Origin of the sequence: Leucobacter celer subsp. astrifaciens (genome assembly GCF_001273835.1) — a bacterium.
In the GTDB taxonomy this organism is placed as follows: domain Bacteria; phylum Actinomycetota; class Actinomycetes; order Actinomycetales; family Microbacteriaceae; genus Leucobacter; species Leucobacter celer.
The window spans coordinates 135,561-154,898 of record NZ_JHEI01000139.1; the positions used below are offsets into that span (position 1 = coordinate 135,561).

Sequence of the window (19,338 nt, forward strand, 5' to 3'; positions counted from 1 at the left end):
CGCCTTCTGCGTGCGGCGCGGCGAGACATCAGATCTCGTGGAGCGTCCGTCCGCTGTGGATGTGCCTGAGCATGACCTCGTACGCGTGAGCGGGGTCACCTGAATCTATGGCGTCGAACAGTTCGCGGTGGGCGCGATCGAAGTCGCCCGAGACGTCGTCGCTGTCGAGCATGCGGGTCCAGATGTCCGAGGTGAGCACCCGGTTCCAGAGGAGATCGAAGGACTCCTCCAGGTAGGTGTTGTCGATGGCCTCGACGATCATGCGATGCACATCGCGGTTGACGGTGAAAACTTCTTCCGCGGTGGTCTGGGGCTTGATCAGCAACTGCTCGAACTCGGCGCGCAGGGCTGCACGGGCCCCGGGCTCAAGTGCGGCCGCACGGCGGACGGCGTACCCCTCGATGGCCTCTCTGGCCTCGTAGCGATGGTCGAGTTCGGCGGTCGTCGTCTCGCACACCACGTAGCCTCTGCCACCGTGCGGCTCGATGACGCCCTCGCGCTCGAGGCGCTGCAGGGCCTCGCGTACGGGTGTGCGGCTGATACCCATCTGCTCGGCCAATTCGTCCATGAGCAGGCGGGTGCCGGGCACCAGTTCCTTGTTCAGGAATCCCTGAAAGAGGTGCCGGTAGGCGGCTTCACCGAGTGTCTCTCGCGAGAGGGAAATCTTCTGAATGGCCACGAAATCGATCGCTTTCCTCGGGGTGTTCTCTTCAGCGTAGTGGGCTCGGGTTGCGGACCCCTGTGACACCCCGTCATGAGCGGGAGGAGTCGGGTATGCGAACGGGGAGGGCGCCGAGGCGGTTTTCGCCTGCGCCCTCCCCGCCCGGGACCTCAGTTCGCGACCGGTGCCTCCTGGGGGGCGGCGACCACCTCGACCCTGCCGGTGCCGATGGCGGCCCATTCTGCGCGGCGCTTGCGCTTCATCACCTCCGCGATGATGAAGCCGATGGTGCCCATGCCGAGGTAGAGGAGGGCGACGATGAACGGGGCGATGCCCACCTCGCCACCCACGAGATTGCCGAAGTTGGCGACGATCAGCACGACCCCCGACCCGAGCACGAGTGTCGCGAGCACGGGGGCGATTGTGGTGGTCCAGAGTCCCTCCTCGGCATCCCGATGTCTGCGGAAGTAGACGACGATTGCCGCTGAGCAGAGCGTCTGCAGGAAGACGAATCCGACCGTCGACGCAGCGGCGCCCCAGGTGAAGATGTCGAGATAGGGGTCCGCGCCAAGGAGGAAGAGCGCGAGGAGTGCCACGCTGTTCACCGCACCTACCGTCATGCTGCCCCGGTGCGGAGACTGGGCGACCTCGCGGACATAGCCCAGGCTGCGCGGGAGTACCTTCTCGCGGCCGAGCGAGAAGAAGTAGCGGGAGATGGCGTTGTGGAAAGCGAGGATCGCCGCAAAGGAGCCGGTGACCACGAGGATCTGAACGACCCACACGACTCCCTGCCCCAGATAGTCGCTGGCGGCCAGAACCACCATCTCTCCCGGGTTTTCCAGGGCGACCTGCATTGCCTCGCTGCGTCCGAACGCGAGGACCATCACCCAGGTCATCAGTGCGTAGAACAGCGATGTGAAGATGACGGCGCCGATGGTGGCGCGCTTCACCGACCGTTTCGGGTCCTTCGCCTCCTCCGAGTAGATCGCGGTCTGCTCGAATCCGATGTAGGAGGCGTACCCGAATGCGAGGCTCACCCCGAGACCGGGACCGAACAACCCGGCAGGGTTCCAGGAATCGAAGGTCACTCCTTCGGAGCCGCCAGTGAAGATCACGGCGACGGCGAGGACGAGCAGCACGGACAGTTCGGCGATCAGGAGCAGGCCCAGCACCTTCGCACCCAGCTCGAGATTGCTCCTGCCGAGCACTACGCAGACGGCGATCGCCGCGAGGCAGAGCAGATACCAGGGGATGTCCACGCCGACGATATCCCGGATGAGGCCGTTCGTCACGAAGCCGAAGAAACCGAGCAGCGTGATGATCGAGCAGAAGTACGCCGCCAGCGCGACGAACGAGGCTCCGGCTCCCCAAGACGGGCCGAGCCCTTGAGCGATGTACGCGTACATCGATCCGGCGTTGCGGATGCGACGGCTCATCGCCACGTAGCCCACCGCGAAGAGCAGCAGTACCAGGCCGATGAGAATGTAGATCAGTGGAGCCGACATCCCGACGCCGTAGCCGATCAGGAGCGGAGTGATTCCCATGACGCAAGTCAGCGGTGCGGCCGCTGCGATCACGAAGAACGCGATCGCGGGAGCACCCACTGCTCCGCTGCGCAGCGACTGGGTCGCCGGCGCATCGCTTGTTGAAGAGGACACCATCGTCACCTTTCTTGAAGGATCGTCCTCCAGTGGGCGACCCTGTCGAAAATCCGTTAGGAAACCCGGTGTGCTCCGGCGGAGGCTCTGAAGAGCAGTGCATCGGAAGGTGCCCTCGTCTTCGAGTGGGTATCTGCGCCGGCGTGAGATCGCGAAAGCCGCGAGACAAAACACCGAGTACGGTATACGCTAACAGTCATGGTTGATCAAATCAATGGAGAAGTGACACCGGTTATCTACGTGAGCACCTGGCGCAAGACAATGGACATCGCCCCCTACGGTGTGTTCGACATCGAGGGCTCCATCACCGACTACGTCCAGCGCACCCAGAACGCCGGGGCCATCGTGCTGCAGGTTCCCCGGGACGCTCCCGAGCGCGTCGCGCGCGTGCTGGCCGGGGCGGATGCGCTTGTACTGATCGGCGGGGAGGACGTCGACCCCTCGTTCTACGGCCAGGAGGACCGGGGAAGCAAGAGCACCACCCCCGAGGCCGACGCCTTCGACCTTGCGTTGGTGCACGAAGCGCGCCGGCGCAATCTTCCCCTGTTCGCGATCTGTCGCGGCCAGCAGTTGGTCAACGTCGCGCTCGGCGGCACGTTGCATCAGGACATCGCGCAGGCGCCGATCCAGCACTCGCCCGGCCCCGCTGCACCCGGTGAGTCTCCAGTCGCCGAGCATTCGATCAGCATCGAACCCGACAGCCGATTCCTCGGCCAAGTGCTCGGCCAGTCGGCACGCGTCAATTCGATCCACCATCAGGCCGTGGACGTGTGCGCCCCCGGTCTGCGCGTGGTCGCCCGCTCAGAAGATGGCGTCGTAGAGGCGGTCGAGCCCGTCGACGGCGACTGGCTCCTGCTCAGCGTGCAGTGGCACCCCGAGAAGATGGCCGAGCATCAGGTGCTGTTCGACTGGTTCGTCGCCGGGGTGCGAAAACGTCTGGGGCGCCGCCAGCTGATCGCCTGACGGGGTTGTCCCGAGCGGCGCGAGGACGTTGACGTCTAGCGCAATGGCCGAAGTCTTGTTAAAGTCAGTCAGTCGTATGACATGAAAATTGAGGAATGACGTGGGTGCGAAGCCTTTCGCGTCATCAACGGCATTCTTCTCCACAACGTCCGCAGCTCTTCGCTGTCGGACGGGCGGCCCGAGACCCCAATCTCTCTCCTGAGGGCCGCACCCGGGTGGGGTGGGGGATCCCCACCCGGGCTGGAGGGCTTTGGCCGGCGTTCATCTCGAATGTCCCGGGACCAATCCCGTCGGAGGGTCGAGATTGCGCGATGCCCGCATCGTGCCGAACGAAACAACTTCTGAAAGGAAGGACCATCTGTGAAGCAGAAAGTACGATGGCGCAGCTTGGGAGCGATCCTGCTCGCGGTGGCCATGACCATCGGAGGAGCGGCGACAGCCGCCTCCGCCGCTCCGCCCTATGAGACCGATGCGACTCTGACCTCGATGGAGTTCGCCCAGTCGACTGTCCAGTCGGGATCGAGCGCGCGTATCGATGGAGCATGGTCTCTTCCCAACAACCCCACCACTCCCGCAGGATTCGTCGTCGATCTGCCTGCCGGGCTGCAGGGCCTCACCGACTCCTTCCCGCTCCTCAACCCCGACGGGGACGCCATGGGATCGTGCACGGTGACGGCGACGCAGCTCTTCTGCGACATCGACTCCGATTACATCGCGGCCAACCCCCTGAACCTCTCGGGCACCTTCTTCTTCTGGGCCACGGTCACCACCACCGTGACCGAAGCGACCGAGATCACCTACGACTTCGGCGATGTCTCGGGGAGCGTGACCGTCACTCCTTGGGGCGGTCCGTGCACGGACTGCGTGTTCGACGGCATGTGGCACGACAAGTACGGCTTCTACGACCGCGATGATGACACCATCTGGTGGATCATCGACATCGAGGCGCCGGCCACGGGCATGGCCGGTGGCCAGACCGTGACGGTGCTGGAGCGCCTGGGCCCCAACCAGGAGTTCCAGGATCTCGACGGTATGCCCTCCATCCAGGTGCTCGGCACGAACGAGTTCGATGGGAACGGCAACCCGGAGTACTGGGACGTTGTCGACTTTGAGCTCGAGGAGACGCCGGAAGGCTGGCTCGTGACCTTCGTCACCGAGGAGGGCTGGTTCTATTCGCTCGACGTATTCGTGAACGTGACCAACGCGGGAGCGCAGGGTGCGGGAACCTACACCAACGCCGCAGACATCACTATCGAGGGTCAGGAGACGGTTGCCGTCAGCGACCAGGTCGTCCGCCAGGGCGGCGGGGGCACCGGCTCCGGCGAGGGCTTCGGCAACTTCTCCATCTCGAAGACGGTGAACTGGGAAGATCAGCGCGTCGAGGGGATCGTCTTCACCGGCAACTACACCGTGACGACGCCCGACGGCGCGACGACGATCGATGAGGGCGTCTTCGAGGTCGCAGAGGGGGCCACGTGGCTCAGCGGTGATTACGAGACGGGCTCCATCGTGCACCTCGAGGAGATCCTGCCGAGCGAGCCGGGCAACATCACCTGGGCCGCTCCAGAGTTCTCGACCGACTCCTTCGCGGTCGGGGATCGCACGACCGTCGAGGTCACCCTGACGAACGAGGCTTCCCTGGATCGCGGAGCGTTCGAGGCCTCGAAGGCGATCGCCGGTGACGGTGCTGCGCTCGTGGACTCCGATGCGGTGTTCTACCTGGATTACAGCTACCCGGCCGGGCCTGGCTTCGAAGCGGGATCGGGAACGCTGGAGCTTCCCGCGAACGGTGAGGTCGTGTCGTCGGAGTCGCTGCCGGTGGGTGCCGTGCTGACACTGTCGGAGCAGACTCCCGAGGCTGTGCCCGGTGCGACGTGGGCTGAGCCCGAGTTGTCGACCACCACGCTGACGATCGGCGAGGACGAGACCGTGGCCGTGACGGTCACGAACACCCTCATGCTCGATCGCGCGTCTTTCCAGGCGTCGAAGCTGCTGGCTGGTGATGGTGCTGCGCTGGTGGATCCTGACGCGGTGTTCTACCTGGACTACAGCTACCCCGCTGGTGATGGGTACGAGGCAGGTTCGGGCACTCTCGAGCTTCCCGCGAGCGGCGATGCCGTGTCATCGGAGCCGCTGCCGCTCGGTGCGGTGCTGACCCTGTCGGAGCGGACCCCGGAGGCGATTGCCGGTGCGACGTGGGCGGAGCCCGAGTTGTCGACCACCGCGCTGACGATCGGCGAGGACGAGTCCGTGACCGTGACGGTGACGAACACGCTCCTGCTCGACCGTGCGCTGTTCGAAGCCTCGAAGGTCGTGACCGGTGACGGGGCTGCGCTCGTGAACGACGAGGCCGTGTTCTACCTCGACTACAGCTACCCGGCCGGGCCCGGCTACGAGGCCGGCTCGGGAACGCTGGAGCTGCCCGCGAACGGCGACATCGTGTCGTCGGAGCTTCTCCCGGTCGGTGCTGTCGTCACCCTGTCGGAGCAGACCCCCGACGCCCTGCCCGGCGCGACGTGGGCTGCGCCCGAGCTGTCGACCACCGCGCTGACCATCGGCGAGGACGAGACGGTGAGCGTGACGGTGACGAACACCCTCATGCTCGACCGCGGTGTGTTCGAGGCATCGAAGCTGCTGGCCGGCGACGGTGCTGCACTCGTGGATCCGAGCGCGGTGTTCCACCTCGATTACAGCTATCCGGCGGGCCCCGGTTTCGAGGCCGGTTCGGGAACGCTGGAGCTTCCTGCGGGCGGTGACGTCGTGTCATCGGAGCCGCTGCCGGTGGGCGCGGTGCTGACGTTGTCGGAGCGAGCTCCGGAGGATGTGCCGGGTGCGAGTTGGGCTGAGCCTGAGCTGTCGACCACGGAGCTGACGATCGGCGAGGACGAGACGGTGACCGTGACGGTGACGAACACCCTCACCCTGAATCCCGCGACGCCTCCTGTGGACGACGATGAAGGCTCTGGCGGGAACGAGAACGAGAACGGGAACGAGAACGAGGGCGGCCCCTCGGGCACGCATCCGGAAGAGGTGGCCAGTGCGGGTATCGCTTCGGGCCTGTCTCAGACCGGAGCCGCGTCGTTGGCGTTCGCTCTCACGCTCGCCGCAGCCCTGATCGCCGCGGGTGCCCTCCTCTTCGTTCGGCGGAACCGGCAGAGCAGAGACGCGTAGCGCAGGGTGACAACGGTGCGGGCGGGTGAGAGCACCCGCCCGCACCGTTTCTCATCGAGCCTGCCTCCTAGGCGTCGGCGGGCACCGCGGGGCGGATCCTCGCGTAGCCGATCATCGCCTCGATGAGCGCCTCGAGGTCCTCCTCGGCACGCACACGGTTCTCGTCGCTCATGTACTGCAGCATCAAGCCGTCCAGGCCGGCGATGAAGACGCGCGCGATGCGTTCGAGCGAGGTCTGGCAGATCTCTCCGCTGCGCTGCGCCACCGTCTCGAGGATCGACGCCAGCGCGGCTGCCTGCTCGCCGAAGGGCCACCGCGCAGACGCCCGGCTCCCAGGGGTCCTGTATGTGTGGCTCAGGAGCTCGATCTGCATCACCTGCTCGGGAAGGCTGTCGGCGACAAGGCCGGCCCAGTACGCGCGTGCTCCCAGACGGATGGTTTCGGCCACCCCGGCTCCGGCGGGCAACGATCCCGCTTGCTGGATCGTCTCCGCGGCGACATCCTCCATGACCGCCTGAACCAGCAACTCCTTGGTGGGGAACACGTGCTGCAGCGTGCCGAGCGGAATCCCGGCTTCGGCGGCAACCGCCCGGATCGTGGTGCGCGGCACGCTGTCGCGCACCATCACCTCACGGGCCGCCGCCACGATCTGCGAAGACCGTATGGTCGCGTCTATATAGGCCATGTGCGCTGTTGCTCCTCCACGTCGTCATTGCGATCATCCCGATTCCAAATCCTAATTGCAGAAACCGTGCCGGTCTGGTAATTTCCACCCCGCTCCGTGGTTCGCAGATCGCATCGCGATTTCGCGCGATCCGCGCCGCCGTCGCCGCGCCAGAAGCGATGGGCCGCAATGCGCTCGACCGCCGATAGCCGCTGACGCGCTCGCTATGCCTTCGGGTGCTTCGACTGCTGCCCGACGGCGGGCCAGGTCCTGCTCATCAGCTGCAGGCTCTCGATCAGCAGGGCGAGCCCGGCCTCGGCGCGCACCTGGTCGCCGGTCGTGAGGAGGTCGAGGAGGAGGCCGCGCAGCTGAGCGACGATGAACGTCGCGAACGCATCGGCTCGGTCTGCCGGGCAGCCGGCGGCCAGGGTCATCCGTCGGGCGTCGTCGAGCCAGTGGGGGATGGTGCTCTGGAGGAACTCGCGGTAGGTGTCGGGCTGCCGGAGCGCGACGCCGTAGGCCTCGTACATCAGACGGAGGTAGCGCAGGTTCTCCGGCGCGGTCCACCACGACCACAGGAGGCGGAGCACCTCCTCCGGCGGCTCGCCCTCGGGCAGATGCTCGGGCACCGGTTCGCGATCCCGGATCAACTCGAACACCTCGAGCACCAGCTCGTCCTTGCTGCCGAAGTGGTGCCGCAGCGTGACGTGCGATATTCCGACGGCGCTCGCGAGCTTGCGGAACGACAGGCCCTGGAGCCCCTCATCCAGGAGATAGCTGAGCACGGCCTCCAGGAGCTCCGCCCTGCGGTGCTGATACCGCAGGGCTCGACCGTCTGGTCGTTCGATGCTCACGATGTCTCCATTCGGACGAGTGCTCAGCCCGCAGTCTAGCGGCGCGGCATGGACGAAGTCTCAAAGTAGGTATACCATTTGTTATAGATAACAACTGGTAGAGCTACTTGGGGGCGTGGGATCATGCCGACATCGTCATCTCCGACCGCCTCCGCGGTCGCCGACGCCGTGACCGGCGCGCGCGAGCTGTTCGACACGGGCGCAACCCGGTCGCTGCGGGCCCGGTCCGAGCGCCTGCGACGGCTGCGGGCGATGCTGCTGGAGAACCGGTCGGAGCTCGAGGCCGCCCTGTGGAGCGATCTGCGTAAGAGCCCGGGAGAGGCGCAGGTCACCGAGATCGGAGTCGTGCTCGGCGAGGTGAGCCACACCCTGCGGCACCTGAAGCGCTGGGCCCGCCCCCGTCGCGGACCGGTGCCGCTCGCTCTGTGGCCGGCGCGGGCCCGGCTGAGATCCGAGCCCCTCGGCGTCGTGCTGGTGATCGCGCCGTGGAACTATCCCGTGCAACTGCTGCTCGGCCCGCTCGTCGGCGCTCTCGCGGCGGGCAACACGGTCGTTCTCAAGCCGAGCGAGCTCGCTCCGGCCACCTCCGAGCTGCTGTGCCGCCTGGTCGAGCGCTACTTCTCCGACGGCTCGGTGCGCGCCGTGTCCGGTGGCGTCCCGGAGACCACCGAACTCCTGGCGCAGCGGTTCGACCACATCGTCTTCACGGGAAGCGGACGGGTGGGGCGCATCGTGATGCGGGCCGCCGCCGAGCACCTCACGCCCGTGACGCTCGAACTCGGAGGGAAGTCGCCGGCCTGGTTCGACGACGACGCCGATCTGCACCGTGCGGCGAGGCGCCTGGCGTGGGCGAAGTTCACCAATGCCGGCCAGACCTGCGTGGCTCCCGACTACGTGATGACGACCCCGGACCGGGTGACGGCACTGGCCGAAGCGCTGCGCGAGGCGATCGCCGACATGTGGGGGAGCGACCCGAGCACCAGCGCGGAGTACGGGCGCATCGTCGACGAGCGGCAGTTCGACCGCCTGACCGGTCTGCTCGACGGCTCGGAGGTGCTCGTCGGCGGTGAACGCGATCGTGCGGACAGGTATCTTGCTCCCACCGTCGTGCTCGCGCCTCCGGCGGTGGGCGCCCCGGTGCTCGGGCCCGAGGCGCCGCACCCCGTGCTGCGGGAGGAGATCTTCGGCCCGATCCTGCCCATCGTCCCGGTCGCCTCGGCGGAGGAGGCGGTCTCAGCCATCACGAGCTGGGACAAGCCGCTGGCGCTCTACGTCTTCAGCTCCTCGGCGCGCACGCGCCGCCTGTTCGAGCGGCGCACCTCGTCGGGGGCCGTCGTGCACGACGCCGGCCTGATCCACGTCGCGGCGACCGGACTGCCGTTCGGCGGCGTCGGTGCCAGCGGGATCGGCGCCTATCACGGCGAAGCCTCGTGGCGCACCTTCTCCCACCTCAAGCCCGTGCTGCGCAAGCCGCTCGTGCCGGACACGCTGCGCGTGATCCAGCCGCCCCACGACCGCGCCCGTCTGCGGTTCGTCACGGACCTGATCGGACACGGCTGACCCCCACCCCTCGAAAGGACACCCCATGCAGGAACAGGATCGGGCGGGCTCCCCGTCGCCGGGCGCCGCTCCGCTGGACGCCACCGTGATCGTCGTCGGCGCAGGCCTCTCGGGCCTGATGGCAGCGCGCGAATTGCGCCGCCGCGACATCGACGTGCTCGTGCTCGAGTCGGCTGACCGGGTCGGCGGACGAGCGATGGGCGTGACGACGTCGCTCGGCTCCCGGCTCGACCTCGGCGGGCAGTGGATCGGCGCCGATCACCACCGGATCAGCGCGCTCGCGGCCGAGCTCGGACTCACCCAGTACGGCATGCACGCCGAGTGGATGCCGCACATCATCGATCGCGGCCGCAAGATCTCGCTGCTGTCTCCCGGGGCGCTGTCGGCGGGCGCCGCCCTGGCGGTCGTCGCTCTCCTGTCCCGCAGCGGCGCGACCGAGCGCTGGAACGGCGTGACGCTCGAGAGCTGGCTGCGCAGGGTGCCCGGACGCACCGCGCGCCGGATTCTCGAGGTGATCGCCCTGACCTCCTGGACCGCCGATCTCGATCGCTACTCGATCCACGCGATGCTGCGCATGGTGCGCATGCAGGGCGGGATGCGCACCATGCTCTCCGCTGCGAACGGTGCTCAGGACTCCCTCCTCGTCGAGGGCGTCGGCGCGATCATCGACCGGCTGGCCGATGAGCTCGGCCCCCGTGTGCTGACCGGGCAGCGGGTCGCCGAGATCGGCCGGGACGGCAGCGTGGTGATCGTGCGGACCGCCTCGCGCGCCTTCCGCGCGGCCCGGGTCATCGTCACGGCGCCTCCGCCTGTGGCCCGCCGCATCGTGCACGACCCGCCGTTGCCCGCGCACCGCCACGCGCTGGAGCGCGACACGCACATGGGGTCGGTCTACAAGGCAGTCGCGGTGTTCGAACGTCCCTTCTGGCGAGATCGCGCGCGTGCCGAGTTCTTCATCCTCGACCGCCCGGGTCGCCTCGTCGTCGATTCCACAGCGCCCGGCGGCCCGGGGCACCTCTGCATGCTGGCGTCGGGCCCCGAGGCTCGGGCGCTGGACGGCCTGACCGCGGAGGAGCGCAGGGAGATCCTGCTCGCCCCTCTCGTGCCGCACCTGGGCGGGCGCATCATCGACCCGGTGGAGTGGCATGAGCGGGCCTGGCATCTCGACGAGCACGTCGGCGGCGGATACGTCGTCGTGCCGGATCCCGGCACGACCGCCGGGATCATGCCGCACGCGCACCTGCCTGTCGGCAACGTGCACTGGGCCGGCGCGGAGACCGCGAGTGAGCATCCGGGCTACCTCGAGGGGGCCATCCAGTCGGGTGAGCGCGCCGCCCGCGAGGTCGCTGCCGCCCTGCCCAGTCCGGGCGCTGCCCTGACGTCACGTTTCGACAAGAAGTAGCGAGGACACTGATGATCTCACGAGAATTCGCCCGGGCCTTCCGCCATGAACTCGCCAATCGGTCGTGGGCGCTGCGATCCACGAGCGGCATCGCCCGGCGTCTCGAGGGTGACCCGAGCCGGGCGTTCTGGGCCGCGTACGTGCGGCTCGAGGAGTTCAACGCGCCCAGATACCGGCGGGCGGCGCAGCGCTGGGGCCTGGATCCGGATCCCGGCCCGTGGACGAGGCTGCGGGGCGCCGTCTCCGGCGCGGCGCCGCGAGCGCTGATCGCCCCTTTCCTGAAATACGCCTACCCCAAGACCGTCGAGTACGTGGAGGAGTTGCGCCGCTTGCGCGACATGGGGCCGGGGGACGGCGCGGCATTCCTCGACTACGTGGTCGAGCAGGAAGTGCTGCAGGTGCACATGATGCGGCTGGCGTTGGAGGGGAGATACGAGGAGGTCGTCGCCCTGGTCGAGGAGTTCCTGCTGGCCCATCGCGCGCAGCGGGTCTTCTAGGGGCGTGGTTCGTCTGGGGTGAGTCTGCTCCTGTTCCGCCCCCTGAGCTTGTCGAAGGGGGCACACGCAACAGCCCCCACTCCGTCATTCTGCGCGGAGGCGAGGAACGAGCCGGAGCCGCAGGATCCACGTGTCTGGATCCTGCGACTCGCACTGGCGCGGTGGCGCCACCGCGAAATGCGCAGAACGCTGGCGCGTTCTGCCCGAGCATTTCACGCACGCAGGATGACGGTAGGGACCGCAAGCTCGCGCAGGATGACGGGCACCTCGGTTCTACGGATTTACTATTTTGTATAGTATATTCGAAGCGGGTGCCCGCGCCGCCGCGGTGAGCGGGGCGACCGGTCGGCCTCGACGGGTTCAACGGTGAAGAAGGGGAGGCGCCTCGGAATGCTAGCGTCCAGCGATGAGGGCAGCGCGCTGTGGAGCGGCCAAGCCCACATGCCGTCCGTGCAGGGACGGCAACTGGTCATCGAGCGGGGCGAAGGATCCTACCTCTACTCGCGAGACGGCCGCCGTCTGTTCGACGGCACTGCAAGCCTCTGGCATACGAACATCGGACACGGCCGCGAGGAGATGGCGCTCGCGGCGGCCGACCAGATCAGGAAACTCGAGACCTACCACGTCTTCGGGCGGTTCTTGAACGAGCGGGCCGTCGAACTCACGGAACGTCTGGTCGAGCTCTCTCCGATCGCCGATCCGAAGATCATCCTCAACAGCGGCGGCTCCGATGCGGACGATGGTGCGATGAAGCTCGCACGGCACTACTGGCAGGCGGTCGGCCGCCCGTCGAAACGGTTCATCCTGAGTCGTGAGGGCGCTTACCACGGCTTGCACGCGTACGGCACCTCCGTCGCCGGGCTCGACTTCAACCGGCAGGGTTTCGGCGATTCACTCGTGCCCGAGACCGCCCGTGTGTCGCGCGACGACCCATCCGAACTCGAGCGGCAGATCCGCGCGATCGGGCCGGAGAACATCGCTGCGGTCATCACGGAACCCGTGATTGGTGCCGGGGGCGTATTCCCGTTCACGCCCGGCTACGCAGAAACGCTGCAACGACTCTGCGATGAGCACGAGATCCTGCTCATCGCCGACGAGGTGATCACCGGCTTCGGGCGCACGGGTGACATGTTCGCGAGCAAGGAGTGCGGGTTGCGCCCCGACATGGTCACCGTGGCCAAGGGCATCACCTCGGGGTATGCGCCGCTCGGTGGCATCTTCGTCTCGCCGCGGGTCTGGGAGCCCTACTTCGCTCGCGGCGCCGAGTCCGCCACGTTCAGGCACGGTGTGACCTACTCGGGGCACGCGACGGCCAGCGCGCTCGCCCTGATGAACCTCCACATCATCGAGCGAGAGCGGCTGGTCGCGCGGGCAAAGGCGCTGGGCGGCGTACTCCGCGCAGAGCTCGCCGCCCTCGCCGCGCATCCGCTGGTTGCGGAGGTGCGCACGGCGGGGCTGATGGGCGCCGTCCAACTCGTCGATGACCTGAGTGCTGTCGCGGTCAGTGACGAGTTGATCGAGGCGGGTCTCATCCTGCGCCCGATGGCAGGCAACGCGCTGCAGATCAGTCCGCCGTTCATCGCCGAAGACCACGAAATCATCGATCTCGCCGCCAGCGTCCGCAGTGCGCTCGACGGTGTGTTCTAGAGAGGAATCGCAATATGCCGTACGAAAATGCAGATCCGGAGCTGCTCGCACGATCCGTCGAGGCGCTCGCCGCCGTCCCCGCCAGCCCGCTCGCCGGGATGGACGGATCGATCCCCGTCGATGATCCTGCGACGGGTGAGCAGATCGCAACGATCCCGAACCACACGGTGGCGACCGCGCTCGAAGCGGTGGCGCTCGCGGACGCCGCCGGACGGGCCTGGGCCAGGACGACTCCTCGCCGCCGCTCCGACGTGCTGCACGCGGTCTACGCGAAGCTCATCGAACGGCGCGACGATCTCGCGCTCGTGATGAGCCGCGAGATGGGCAAGACCATCTCCGAGTCGTACGCCGAGGTGCAGTACGCTGCCGACTACGTGCGTTGGTTCGCCGAGGAGGCGTTGCGAGCAGGCGGCAGCTACCGTGAGGCCCCCGCCGGTGGTGCGACGATGATCACTACGCGTGGCCCCGTCGGGCTCTCGGTGCTGATCACACCATGGAACTTCCCGATGGCGATGGCGACCCGCAAGATCGCACCGGCGCTCGCTGCCGGCTGCGGCTGCGTGGTGAAGCCCGCGACCCTGACCCCGCTCACGACCTACTTGACTGTCAAACTGTTCGAAGAGGCGGGAGTTCCCGAGGGGCTCGTGCAGGTGATCACCACGAGAAGTGCGTCCGCGTTCAGCGAGGCCGTGCTCGCCGACGAGCGTGTGCGCAAGGTCTCGTTCACCGGCTCGACTCCGGTCGGCTCGACACTCATGCAGCTCGCCGCTCAGAACATCGTGAAGAGCTCGATGGAGCTTGGCGGGAACGCACCGCTGCTCGTGTTCGACGACGCGGATCTCGAGCGCGCAATCGAGGGTGCGATGCTCGCGAAGATGCGCAACGGAGGTCAGACCTGCGTCTCGGCCAACCGCATGTTCGTCCAAGAGGGAATTGCCGACGACTTCATCGCGGGGTTCACCGAGCGGATGGCCGGGCTCGTGCAGGGGAACCCGCTCAACCGTGAGGTTGAGCTCGGCCCCGTCGTGGACGATCGAGCCGTGGCTCGCTTGAGGCATCTCGTCGACGATGCCGTTGCGAAAGGCGCGGATCTCCGCACCGGTGGTAGGGCCCTTCCCGGAGCGGGTACGTTCTTCGAAGCGACCGTGCTCGATAACGTACCGGTCGAGGCCGACATCACCTCGACGGAGATCTTCGGCCCCGTTGCGTCGATCACCCGGGTGCGCACCCAGGAGGAGGCGGTTGCGAAGGCGAATGACACCTGCTTCGGCCTGGCGGCCTTCGTGTTCACCGAGAACATCGACCGCGCACTCAACGTGTCGGAGGCGCTCGAGACGGGTATGGTCGGCATCAATCAGGGGCTCTTGTCGAACGTCGCTGCTCCGTTCGGGGGAGTCAAGCAGTCGGGAATCGGGCGCGAAGGCAGCTCTGAGGGGCTGGAGGAGTATCAGGAGGTGCGGTACTTCAACCTCACCCGCAGGCCGACTTTCTGAGTCCCGGAGGGAGGCGGCCGCGCGCCTCCCTCCGGCGGCCGCAGTGTCGTCCGAGCCGGTCGAGGTGGGGCGTCCGCGACACCGCAGCCACGCGTGCGGTGCGCCCGCACCGCCCCTCCGGGTGATGGTCGACGTGCCGGCAGGATCGCGCAGTCGATCCTGAACTCGTGGTCGAAGCGCTCTTCCCCAGCACGAGCACGAGCACGGTCACGGGTCGGGATCGAGAACGGGCGAAACAATGGCAGAGCAGCCGGTTGCTCCGATCATCCGGGGAGGAGACATCGCTCAACGGCATCGTGAGCCGCAATGACCGGGTGCGGGTCTTCTCGGTGCAGGGGCGCAAGGAGGCTGAGACTGCGAAACCGACTGCCCATCGCGGAGCTGCGCGAGGCCGGGCCGCTCACCGGGATCTGATCGCCTCGACGCCCGCGATCGTCGCCTCGACGACATAGCGGAAGTAGCGCTCCCGCATGCGCGCAGCCGCCTCCCCGCCGCTCGCGAACGGCTCGATGAAGTCGGTGCCGAGGGAGGCGAATCCGGGGCTCTCGACGGCCAGCGCGCGATACTCCGCCATCATGGCTGCGTGGTCGCGCGGGCCGTCGTCCTCGTGCAGGAGCCGGTCGTCGCCCATCGAGATCGTGAGCGTCGCGTTGTTCATGAGCGTCGAATAGGCGAACAGCGCGTCGTCGCCGAAGCCGGCCACCTGGAGCTTGCCCACGCCGACATCGAAGGTCGGCGCGAGCGACGGGAAGGGCACGCCGTGCATGAGCAGCCACTTCGCGACCCCGGGGTAGGCAGTCAGCAGCGGGTAGACGGCCCGCACCAGTTCGCGGAACCAGGCCTGCCAGACGAGATCCTCTGCGGGGAGAGGGAGCTGCGCGAGCACCCGCTCGGTGACCCTTCGGGCGAGTAGATCCTTGCCGCCGACGTGATGGTAGATGACGGAGGGGGTGACGTCGATGCGGCGCGCGAGGTCGCGGATCGACCAGCCGTAGAGGTGGGACTCCCGTGTGAGGTCGAGTGCCGCGTCGACGATCCGCTCGGGGGTCATCCCTTGATGAAACGGCGCTGCTGGTCTCTGCGTCACGGGATCCCCCTCTTCTCGATCAAGTATCCCCGACATCGATCGGGCGAGCAGGTGAGGCAAGCCTAACCTGAGTGTGTATCATCTGATGTAAACAGTGTTCTATTATCTATGTGATAATCATTCTCATGAGTGAGATGGGGTCGTGATGTCCGAGAGAGCAGCCGAAGACCGGGGCGAGAGCTTCTTCGCCCCGGTGCGCGGGAGCCTGGCAGCGATCATCGGCTTGAGCCTGCTCGGTGCGGTGAGCAGCGTCGTGCCGTTCATCGCGATCGTCGAGTTGGCTCGCGCACTGCTGCCGGCCCTCGACGGAGGGAAGGTCGACGCCGGGCGCGTCTGGGCGATCGCGATCGTCGCGATCGTCGCGCTGTTCGTCTCGTTCGGGGCCGCTTTCACCTCGGGCATGGTGAGCCACTTCGCCGACGCCGAACTGCAGCTGTCGCTGCGTCAGCGCATCATCCGCCACCTGCAGCGCCTGCCGCTCGGCTGGTTCGACTCCCGCGCCTCAGGCACCGTGCGCAAGATGGTCGAGAACGACGTCAATGCGTTGCATCAGCTGGTCGCGCACGCGATCCAGGACGTCATCACGGCGGTGGCGGTGCCCGTCATCGCACTCGTCTACCTGTTCATCGTGCAATGGCAACTCGCGCTCGCGGCGCTCGTCCCGCTGCTCGTCACGATCGTGCTTTATTCGCTGATGATGCGGGGCGGTGCCGAACGGTTCCAGCAGTACGACGAGGCGACCGAGCGGCTCTCGGGGGCGACCGTCGAGTTCGTGCAGGGGATCGCCGTCGTCAAGCGCTTCGGACAGATCGGCCGCAGCCACCGCCGCTACCGCGACGAGACGAAGCACTACGTCGACTTCATCGCGCGGTGGACGCGCGAGACGTCGATCGTGTCGAGCGCTATCGAGATCGTGACCTCGCCCGTCGTGGTGCTTGCCTATCTGCTCGCCGTCGGGATCGCGCTCGTGAACGGGGGGCTCGCCGAGCCGATCGACGTGCTGCCGGGGGTGCTGCTCGGTCTCAGCCTGTCCTCGCCGCTCATGAAGCTCGGCTCCTCAGCCCAGTTCCTGCGCAACGCGATGAAGGCGCAGGAGTCGCTCGCGGCGTTCTTCGCGCTGGCGGCTGTGCCGCAGCCGACTGCGCCCCGTGCTCCGGAAGGTCACGCCGTGGTGGTCGAGGGCGTCTCCTTCAGCTACGACGGAGAGCACCCAGTGCTGCACGACATCGCGGCGAGTTGCCTGCCGGGCACCGTGACCGCTCTCGTCGGGGCCTCCGGCTCGGGCAAGTCGACGCTCGCTCGGCTCGTACCGAGGTTCTACGACGTCGCCGAGGGGTCCGTGGCGATCGGGGGAGCCGATGTACGCGAGATCGCCTCGCGCGAGCTGTACCGCGAAGTCGGCTTCGTGTTCCAGGACGTGCAGCTGCTGCGTGCGAGCCTGCGCGACAACATCCGTCTCACCTGCCCCGGCGCGAGCGACGACGAGGTCGAGCGAGCCGCGCGCGCGGCGCAGATCCACGACCGGATCCTGTGCTTCGAGCGCGGCTACGACGCGGTCGTCGGGGACGACGCGAACCTCTCCGGCGGCGAGGCGCAGCGCGTGACGATCGCGCGGGCGCTCCTCGCCGACGCTCCGATCCTCGTGCTCGATGAGGCGACCGCGTTCGCCGACCCCGACTCGGAAGCCGCCATCCAGGAGGCATTGACCGCACTCACAGCCGACCGCACCGTGCTCGTCATCGCTCATCGTCTGCACACGATCGTCGGCGTCGATCAGATCCTGGTGCTCGACGGCGGACGGATCGTGGAACGCGGTGGGCACGCCGAGCTGGTCGACGCCGACGGTCCCTTCGCGAAGATGTGGGCCGACTATCAGGCGAACCACGCACGCTCGCTACCGGAAGGAGTGCAGGGATGATCCGTCGACTGCTCCACTACTCGTCGCAGACCGCCCGGCGCATGCTCGTGACCGAGCTCGTGTGCATCGTCGCGACCGCGGTGCTGCAGGGAGTCGCGTTCGTCATGCTGGTTCCACTGCTGCGCGCCCTCTTCCTGGGAGACACCGGGGCCGCCGCGACCTGGCTGCTCGCGATCGTCGCCGTCGCCGTCGCCTACGCGATCACGTTCTGGTTCGCGAGTCAGATCGGTATGCGAGCCAGCACCGAGGTGCTCACCTCCCTGCTCGAGCGACTCGGGGACCGCCTCGTCGAACTGCCGATCGCGTGGTTCGGCACCGATCGATCCGGACTCGTCGCCGACATCGCGACCCGCGGTGCGATGTTCGTCTCATCGACGCCGTACACGATCGTGCGCCTGATCCTCACCGGCTTCATCACCCCGGCCACGGTGCTCCTCGGCATGCTCTTCTTCGACTGGCGTCTCGCCGCGGCCATGGCGGCGACCGTGCCGGTCATGTGGATCGTGTTCCGCTGGCTCAGCCGGGGGATGGAGCGGGACAGCGACGAGCACGTCGTCGCGATCGGCGAGGCGTCGAATCGCGTGATCGAGTTCGCGCGAGTGCAACCGGCGCTCAGAACCGCGGGCGACGACTCCGTGGCCGACCGGCTCGTCGAAGACGCGCTTCAGCGGCAGCATCGCGCGTATCGCGGGCTGCTCGTCACCGGCGGCGCGGGAATCGCGACGTTTGCGGGCTGCGTGCAGCTCGCACTCACCGTGGTCATCGTGCTCGGCGCCTACCTCTCGATCGGCGGCTCACTCGATCCCGCGACACTCATCGCGCTGCTCGTGCTGGGGGTGCGGTTCACCGAGCCGATCTCGGAGTCGGGCGCCCTGAGCGGCGGCGTCTCGGTGGCGAAGACCACGCTCAACAACCTCGACGATCTCTATGCGGTCACCCCGCTGTCTGAGCCGGACGAGCCCGGCGCACCTGCCGACCGGGGAATCGTGTTCGACGAGGTGACGTTCGGCTACGGCGGTGCGTCCGTGCTCGAACACCTGTCGTTCGAGATTCCCTCGGGGCGAATGACCGCGATCGTCGGCCCGTCGGGATCCGGCAAGACCACCATCACCAGGCTCATCGCGCGATTCTACGACGCCGAGGCCGGCACCGTCTCGATCGGAGGAGTGCCGCTGCCGCAGCTCGGCACCGCGGCGGTCGAGGCCGCGGTCGCGCCGGTGTTCCAGGACGTGTACCTCTTCGACGACACGATTCTGAACAACGTCTGGATCGGCAATCCCGAGCTCAGCCGCGACGAGGTCATCGCGGCTGCCACCAGCGCCAGAGTCGACGAGATCGCCGAGCGGCTGCCTGGCGGTTGGGACGCTCGCGTCGGCGAGGGCGGTTCCAATCTCTCAGGCGGCGAGCGTCAGCGTGTCTCGATTGCCCGGGCGCTGTTGAAGGACGCTCCGATCGTGCTGCTCGACGAGGCCACCGCCGCGCTGGACATCGGCAACGAGATCGCGATCGGCGAGGCCATCGACGCGATCCGCGCCGAACGCACGCTCGTGGTCGTCGCGCATCGTCTGCAGACGATCATGACGGCCGACCGCATCATCATGCTCGACGGTGAGGGCGGCATCGCCGAGCAGGGCACGCACCCCGAACTGCTCTCAGCCGCCGGTCCCTATGCGCGCTACTGGCGAGATCGGGTCGGAGCCACCGGCTGGCGGATCGCCGACGGCGGCTGATCCGATCCGCCTCGCTCGCTCCTCGCCCACACC

14 protein-coding genes are annotated in these 19,338 nt (G+C 67.5%); 9 read left to right on the forward strand and 5 right to left on the reverse strand.

Annotated features, from left to right (window positions below; translation table 11 throughout):
- Positions 1–28: 28 nt before the first annotated feature.
- Entirely contained in the window at positions 29–679 is a 651-nt protein-coding gene (locus AMS65_RS12780; RefSeq protein WP_053384558.1) for a GntR family transcriptional regulator, read from the reverse strand.
- A gap of 152 nt (positions 680–831) precedes the next feature.
- Complete coding sequence (locus tag AMS65_RS12785; protein WP_162231770.1) at positions 832–2,319, reverse strand: APC family permease; 1,488 nt, start codon at positions 2,317–2,319, stop codon at positions 832–834.
- Between the two features lie 198 nt (positions 2,320–2,517).
- Between AMS65_RS12785 and AMS65_RS12790 the strand changes: the two genes are divergently transcribed.
- Together AMS65_RS12790 and AMS65_RS12795 are read left to right on the forward strand one after the other, a co-directional pair.
- Entirely contained in the window at positions 2,518–3,282 is a 765-nt protein-coding gene (locus AMS65_RS12790; RefSeq protein ID WP_075200987.1) for a gamma-glutamyl-gamma-aminobutyrate hydrolase family protein, read from the forward strand.
- Between the two features lie 360 nt (positions 3,283–3,642).
- Positions 3,643–6,453, forward strand: a complete 2,811-nt coding sequence (locus AMS65_RS12795; protein ID WP_157502267.1) for a DUF5979 domain-containing protein — start codon at positions 3,643–3,645, stop codon at positions 6,451–6,453.
- A 67-nt stretch (positions 6,454–6,520) separates the two neighbouring features.
- Here the strand turns inward: AMS65_RS12795 and AMS65_RS12800 are convergent, their stop codons facing one another.
- Both AMS65_RS12800 and AMS65_RS12805 read right to left on the reverse strand, forming a co-directional pair.
- Complete coding sequence (locus tag AMS65_RS12800) at positions 6,521–7,138, reverse strand: TetR/AcrR family transcriptional regulator (RefSeq protein ID WP_053384562.1); 618 nt, start codon at positions 7,136–7,138, stop codon at positions 6,521–6,523.
- A gap of 203 nt (positions 7,139–7,341) precedes the next feature.
- A complete protein-coding gene (locus AMS65_RS12805) occupies positions 7,342–7,971 on the reverse strand; it encodes a TetR/AcrR family transcriptional regulator (RefSeq protein ID WP_053384563.1) in 630 nt (209 codons plus the stop codon).
- A 123-nt stretch (positions 7,972–8,094) separates the two neighbouring features.
- On the opposite strand from AMS65_RS12805, the gene AMS65_RS12810 reads away from it, so the two are divergent.
- The 5 genes from AMS65_RS12810 (at position 8,095) to AMS65_RS12830 (ending at position 14,570) form a co-directional block, all read left to right on the forward strand.
- Positions 8,095–9,531 (forward strand): aldehyde dehydrogenase family protein, encoded by a 1,437-nt coding sequence (locus tag AMS65_RS12810; RefSeq protein ID WP_053384564.1) that lies wholly within the window; start codon positions 8,095–8,097, stop codon positions 9,529–9,531.
- Positions 9,532–9,556: 25 nt separating this feature from the next.
- The gene (locus tag AMS65_RS12815) at positions 9,557–10,933 is read left to right on the forward strand and encodes a flavin monoamine oxidase family protein (RefSeq protein ID WP_053384565.1); all 1,377 of its coding nucleotides are present in this window, start codon (positions 9,557–9,559) and stop codon (positions 10,931–10,933) included.
- A gap of 11 nt (positions 10,934–10,944) precedes the next feature.
- Positions 10,945–11,430 carry a hypothetical protein gene (locus tag AMS65_RS12820; protein ID WP_053384566.1) on the forward strand — a complete coding sequence of 162 codons (486 nt, stop codon included), beginning with the start codon at positions 10,945–10,947 and terminating at the stop codon, positions 11,428–11,430.
- Between the two features lie 390 nt (positions 11,431–11,820).
- Positions 11,821–13,077, forward strand: a complete 1,257-nt coding sequence (locus AMS65_RS12825) for an aminotransferase family protein (protein WP_053384567.1) — start codon at positions 11,821–11,823, stop codon at positions 13,075–13,077.
- Positions 13,078–13,091: 14 nt separating this feature from the next.
- Positions 13,092–14,570, forward strand: coding sequence for an NAD-dependent succinate-semialdehyde dehydrogenase (locus AMS65_RS12830; protein ID WP_083451689.1), 1,479 nt, complete (start codon positions 13,092–13,094; stop codon positions 14,568–14,570).
- Positions 14,571–14,970: 400 nt separating this feature from the next.
- Here AMS65_RS12830 and AMS65_RS12835 read toward each other — a convergent pair whose 3' ends face one another.
- On the reverse strand, positions 14,971–15,621 hold the full coding sequence (locus AMS65_RS12835; RefSeq protein ID WP_241489440.1) for a TetR/AcrR family transcriptional regulator: 651 nt from the start codon (positions 15,619–15,621) through the stop codon (positions 14,971–14,973).
- Between the two features lie 181 nt (positions 15,622–15,802).
- Between AMS65_RS12835 and AMS65_RS12840 the strand changes: the two genes are divergently transcribed.
- Entirely contained in the window at positions 15,803–17,575 is a 1,773-nt protein-coding gene (locus AMS65_RS12840) for an ABC transporter ATP-binding protein (RefSeq protein WP_053384569.1), read from the forward strand.
- Positions 17,572–19,305, forward strand: a complete 1,734-nt coding sequence (locus AMS65_RS12845; RefSeq protein ID WP_053384570.1) for an ABC transporter ATP-binding protein — start codon at positions 17,572–17,574, stop codon at positions 19,303–19,305. The genes AMS65_RS12840 and AMS65_RS12845 overlap by 4 nt, the downstream gene beginning before the upstream one ends.
- Positions 19,306–19,338: the final 33 nt, after the last annotated feature.

Bases quoted from the DNA above. Each gene is read 5' to 3' on its own strand.
- AMS65_RS12790 (WP_075200987.1), top strand. From the start codon at position 2,518: ATGGTTGATCAAATCAATGGAGAAGTGACACCGGTTATCTACGTGAGC.
- AMS65_RS12800 (WP_053384562.1), bottom strand. From the start codon at position 7,138: ATGGCCTATATAGACGCGACCATACGGTCTTCGCAGATCGTGGCGGCG.
- AMS65_RS12810 (WP_053384564.1), top strand. From the start codon at position 8,095: ATGCCGACATCGTCATCTCCGACCGCCTCCGCGGTCGCCGACGCCGTG.
- AMS65_RS12815 (WP_053384565.1), top strand. From the start codon at position 9,557: ATGCAGGAACAGGATCGGGCGGGCTCCCCGTCGCCGGGCGCCGCTCCG.
- AMS65_RS12820 (WP_053384566.1), top strand. From the start codon at position 10,945: ATGATCTCACGAGAATTCGCCCGGGCCTTCCGCCATGAACTCGCCAAT.
- AMS65_RS12825 (WP_053384567.1), top strand. From the start codon at position 11,821: ATGCTAGCGTCCAGCGATGAGGGCAGCGCGCTGTGGAGCGGCCAAGCC.
- AMS65_RS12830 (WP_083451689.1), top strand. From the start codon at position 13,092: ATGCCGTACGAAAATGCAGATCCGGAGCTGCTCGCACGATCCGTCGAG.
- AMS65_RS12835 (WP_241489440.1), bottom strand. From the start codon at position 15,621: ATGACCCCCGAGCGGATCGTCGACGCGGCACTCGACCTCACACGGGAG.
- AMS65_RS12840 (WP_053384569.1), top strand. From the start codon at position 15,803: ATGTCCGAGAGAGCAGCCGAAGACCGGGGCGAGAGCTTCTTCGCCCCG.
- AMS65_RS12845 (WP_053384570.1), top strand. From the start codon at position 17,572: ATGATCCGTCGACTGCTCCACTACTCGTCGCAGACCGCCCGGCGCATG.